This window comes from Hymenobacter sp. UV11 (assembly GCF_004684095.1).
Taxonomy (GTDB): domain Bacteria; phylum Bacteroidota; class Bacteroidia; order Cytophagales; family Hymenobacteraceae; genus Hymenobacter.
Genome location: NZ_SRII01000040.1, coordinates 1 through 4,547, shown reverse-complemented (window position 1 = coordinate 4,547; position 4,547 = coordinate 1). Strand labels below are relative to the sequence as shown.

The 4,547-nt window shown below is 63.5% G+C and carries 6 protein-coding genes and 1 pseudogene; 6 read left to right on the top strand and 1 reads right to left on the bottom strand.

Going from position 1 to position 4,547, the window contains the following annotated elements; genetic code table 11:
* From E4631_RS26175 to E4631_RS25505, 4 genes and pseudogenes are all read left to right on the top strand, one after another.
* Window positions 1-648, top strand: a pseudogene (locus tag E4631_RS26175) (glycoside hydrolase family 1 protein); the annotation flags it as partial.
* A gap of 41 nt (window positions 649-689) precedes the next feature.
* Entirely contained in the window at window positions 690-1,388 is a 699-nt protein-coding gene (locus E4631_RS25515) for a DUF1345 domain-containing protein (protein ID WP_133658637.1), read from the top strand.
* Between the two features lie 53 nt (window positions 1,389-1,441).
* On the top strand, window positions 1,442-2,371 hold the full coding sequence (locus E4631_RS25510; protein WP_133658636.1) for a bestrophin family protein: 930 nt from the start codon (window positions 1,442-1,444) through the stop codon (window positions 2,369-2,371).
* A gap of 131 nt (window positions 2,372-2,502) precedes the next feature.
* Window positions 2,503-3,330 (top strand): phosphatase PAP2 family protein, encoded by an 828-nt coding sequence (locus E4631_RS25505; RefSeq protein ID WP_133658635.1) that lies wholly within the window; start codon window positions 2,503-2,505, stop codon window positions 3,328-3,330.
* A 19-nt stretch (window positions 3,331-3,349) separates the two neighbouring features.
* Here E4631_RS25505 and E4631_RS25500 read toward each other — a convergent pair whose 3' ends face one another.
* Entirely contained in the window at window positions 3,350-3,787 is a 438-nt protein-coding gene (locus E4631_RS25500) for a hypothetical protein (RefSeq protein WP_135318681.1), read from the bottom strand.
* Window positions 3,788-3,945: 158 nt separating this feature from the next.
* On the opposite strand from E4631_RS25500, the gene E4631_RS25495 reads away from it, so the two are divergent.
* Both E4631_RS25495 and E4631_RS25490 read left to right on the top strand, forming a co-directional pair.
* Window positions 3,946-4,218: a hypothetical protein gene (locus E4631_RS25495; protein ID WP_133657810.1), complete on the top strand. Its 273-nt coding sequence runs from the start codon at window positions 3,946-3,948 to the stop codon at window positions 4,216-4,218.
* Window positions 4,219-4,250: 32 nt separating this feature from the next.
* Window positions 4,251-4,547 (top strand): DUF305 domain-containing protein (locus E4631_RS25490; RefSeq protein ID WP_133657809.1); only part of this gene is annotated, 297 nt, incomplete at its 3' end.

Below are 4,547 nucleotides of genomic sequence, written 5' to 3'. Positions count from 1 at the left end.
GCCACCTTCATCCAGAGCGAATCGGCCGAATATTTTCACCCCGAAACGCCCGCCGCGCGGCAGCAGGCGAATTTTCTTAATCAACAGCGCTTTCTGAGCCTGGACCTGACGTACGGTTACCCCCCGAGCGTGGCCATGTACGAGTACCTGCGCCAAAACGGGATGACCGACGCGGAGTACCACTGGTTTCTGAGCCAGGACATCAAGGCTAAGTGCATCATGGGCACCGACTACTACCGCACCAACGAGCACCTGGTGCGCGAAGATGGCGGCACCGACCCGGCCGGCGACGTCTTTGGGTACTATGTCATTGCCCGCCAGTACTTTGCCCGCTACCGGATGCCCTTGATGCATACCGAAACCAACCGCTGGGAACCCGACGCGGTGGACTGGCTCTGGCGGCAGTGGGCCAACGCTTACCGCCTCAAGCAGGACGGCATTCCGCTGGTGGGCTTCACTTGGTACTCGCTGCTTGACCAAGTGGACTGGGACACGGCCCTGCGCGAAAATAACGGCCGCGTGAACCCGCTGGGCCTCTACGACCTGAACCGGCAGGTTCGGCCGGCCGGCCTAGCTTACCGCAAGCTAGTTGCCCAGTGGAAGAGCGTGCTCGCGGATGAGAGCTACGGCGTGCACATCAATTATTAGCCGGCCGGCCCGCGCTTTCTGTTACCTGTCCTGCGTTTGTAATGTCATTACCCCCGTTTTTCTCCCACCGTCACCTCCAGCACCACCTGCTCAATCTAACGGCCCGCCAGCGCCTGGTAACGGCCGTTGGCGTGGCTGCCCTGGCGTGGCTGGCGTTGCCCGGTTCCATGCAGACGGCCACGCGGCTGGTGGCCGCCTGGGACGTGTTTTGTCTGGGCAGCCTGGGGCTGATATGGGCCGGCACCCGCCGCGCCGACGCCGCGCACATCCGCCGGGTGGCGACGCGCCAGGACCCGGGCCGCACGTGGGCCTTCGTCGCGGTGCTGGTCGGCAGCACGGCGGCGCTGGGGGCGGTGGTCGCGCTGTTGAGTGGGCTGGCCGCCATGCAGCGCCGCGAGGTGGTCGCGCACGTAGTGCTCTCGATTGGAGCCGTGGTAGGCGCGTGGCTGCAATTGCACACGGTCTTCGCTCTGCGCTACGCCCACCAGTATTACAGCGAGGACTTGGCCACCGAACCACCGGATAATCTGGGCGGGCTGGAATTCCCCGGCGGGCCGCCGGGCACCTACTGGGACTTCGCCTACTTCGCCTTCGTGGTGGGCATGACGGCCCAGACGGCGGACGTGGCCATCACCTCCACGCCCATGCGCCAGCTGGTGATGGCCCACGGTCTGCTGGCCTTCGCCTTCAATGCCAGCGTGGTAGCCCTTACCGTCAGCCTGGTGGGCGGATTGCTTTAACTCATTCAACTTCTTTTTCTTTCTGCCTATTCCTTCTCGGAGCAGCTTCCTTTATGTACGTTCGCAAGCATATCCACTGGCGCGTTATCTGGGCTTACTCCTGGAAAGACGTGCTCTTTTTCCTGTTTTACGATACGCTGCTGGCCGTGCTGCACGGCCCGCTGCAGGTGCGCTGGCTGGACGTGCCCTGGCAGCTGGTCAGCATCGTGGGCGTGGCCGTGTCGTTCTACGTGGGCTTCAAAAACAGCAGTGCCTACAACCGCTTCTGGGAGGCCCGGCAGCTGTGGGGCGGCATCGTCAACCGCAGCCGCAACTGGACCATGCTGGTGCTGGGCAGCACCGAGCCGGCCGCCCTGACGCCCGGGCAGGCAGCTTGCCAGCGCCAATTGGTGTACCGGCAGCTGGCCTGGGTCAACGCCCTGCGCCTGCACCTGCGGCGGGAGCCGGAGCGCTGGGCGGCCGAAGTGGCCCCGTGGCTGCCCCCGGCCGAAGCGGCCTACCTGCCGGGGGTAACCAACCCGCCGGCCCAACTGCTGCTGGGGCAAATGCGGGCCTTGCGCGCCGCCGATGGCCTCTACAGCGACTTGCAGCGCCGCACCCTGGCCGAAGACCTGCGGGAGCTAACCAACTTGCAGGGGGGTTGCGAGCGCATCAAGAATACGCCCTTCCCCCGGCAGTACGCCTTTTCCAGCGTGGTATTCGTGTGGCTTTTCATTGCCCTGCTGCCCCTGGGCCTATTGGCTGAGTTCGAGAAGCTGGGCCACGGCCAGTACTGGATGACGGTGCCGTTCTCCATTCTCGTGTCGTGGGTGTTCGTTACCATCGAGCTGGTGGGCCACATCAGCGAAGACCCCTTCGAGCACCGGATGAACGACGTGCCCATGACGGCCCTGTGCCGCACCATCGAAATCGACCTGCGCCAGATGCTGGGCGAAACCGACCTACCCCCGGCCATCCAGCCTGTCAACGGGGTGCTGTATTGAGGGCGCTTGCCCTTGCCTGCAACGGGAGTCCGGCCGCGGTCCCCGCTAAGCACTCGCCGCCGCCACCGTCCGCGCCGCCAGCTTAGTTTCTACTGCTGACCCTTTCCTGTCCTTCTAAAACTTTACCCATTATGACGCTATTTTCTCTGCCGAAGTCCTGGCTTGTTACCTTGCTGCTTACCTACTGCCTGGGCACCGCGCAGGCCCAGCAGCTGCCCCCGCTGGCTACGCCCGCCGCCGATACACTGCACAAGTACGAGCGGCCCACCGCCGAAGTAGCCGCTGTTGACAAGAAAGGCTTTTTCCAAAGCAAGGGCTTCCGGGCCACCATCGTGCCGGCGGTGCTCATTGGCTACGGCATCAGCACTATCAACGGCAACGGGTTTTATTCTTCTTACGACGCCAAGCACGATATCAACCGCCTTTTCGGTCCCGGCCGCCACACTTACGTGGACAACTACCTGCAATTCGCCCCCTACCTGGAATTGGGCGGGGTGCTGCTGGCCGGCGTCGAGAGCCGCAACGACCGCGTGAACCTGGGCCTGGTCATCCTCAAAAGCGAAGCTTTCATGCTGGCCAGCGTGTTCGCGGTGAAAAACCTGACCAACATCACCCGGCCTGACGGCACGGCTACGGCCTTCCCCTCGGGGCACACGGCGCAAGCCTTTCTGGCCGCCAGCATCGTGCACACCGAGCTGCGTGACAAAAGCCAGTGGTACGGCATCGGGGCTTATGCTATTGCTACCAGCGTGGGTGTGCTGCGCATGGTCAACGATAAGCACTGGCAGAGCGATGTAGTGGCCGGGGCCGGCTTCGGCATCCTTTCGGCCCATTTGGGCTACCTCACCCACCGCTACCGCTGGGGCCATAAGCCCGCGGGTACGGCCAGCTCATTGCGGGTCGCGCCGCTCTACTACGCCGGCGCGACCGGCCTCACCCTGAACTGGCAGTTACGCTGAGTCGCCCCGCGGCGGCTGGCTACAATTGGGTTAGCACAATCACTTTTTTCGTTGGCATGAGCCCGACAAAGCGCGCCGAAACCCCCTTGCCTCCCGCTGCCGGCCGCAGCCGCAGCCGCGGGAGCAGGCCCAGCCAGCTGTTCTGCCACTCGGCCGTTCCGGGCAGCGTCGGCGCCGCGGCCCCCGGCAAGGCCCGCGCAAAGGCGCGGATGGCCGCGTACGCCGCCGGGGTTACCCGCAGTGTCACCTGGTACAGGTGCAATGCAGGGGCCTCAAAAACGGCGGTGAGTTTGAAGGATACGCCGCCCAGAGTGAGATACGTCCGCCCGAACTGGCGGCGTACCGGGTCGACTGCGGTGGTAAGCGGCTTTAGCCGCTGCCGCACGGCGGCTTCGGTGGCCTCGGTGGGCAGCAGGTCACAAAGCAGCTTAAAGAGTTGAATGGCTTCCGGCGGCATGAGGTACGTTTTGGTGAAGCAAATCCTGCCCGAAGGGCTTAGCCAATACCCTCTTCTTAAGCGGGCCGTCTGGTAATTTCGGTAAACTTACGCTTTCACCGCGCATTTTTGGCAGGGCACCCGACTTCCCTATTTCCACTTTTTTATCCGAATGGCTCATGTTCCACCCCCACACTAACATCGAATTACTGCTGGTGCCGCAGGGCCGACAGTTGAACTTTTCCAAGGAGCTGCTCGAAATCATTGACGTTTGCCGCCGCGTGGGGGACGAGGCGGCCCCCTGGGAGATAGTGGCCCACAATGCCCGCTCGCCTTTTATCGACACGACCGTCTTTCCGCCCGGCACGGTGGTGGCGTATTACGTGCTGCACGTAAACCAGCAGGGGGAGCAGGAAGCCCGCAGCAATTTGGTACGCACCACGTTGACCTAGCATTTTCTTCACTTTCTTTTCCTTCCTTGGGCATGTTTGACTCCACCACTTCCTTTTCTACGCTTACCAGGGCCCTCTTGCTCGCGGGCAGCCTGCTGGTCGGCAGTTGCAATGGCCGGTCGGACGCGACAAACGGCACCGGGGTAACGGCGCTGCCCGCCACCATGATGGGGGCCCTGCACAGCATGGCCCAAAGCTCCCTGGCCCTGGCGCCCACCGGTGAGCTCGACGCGTACTTTGCGCAGCTCATGCGCGAAAACCACCGGGCGGCGGTGGCCATGTCGGCGCTGGAGCTAAAGCAGGGCCAGGACCCCGCCCTGCGCAACATC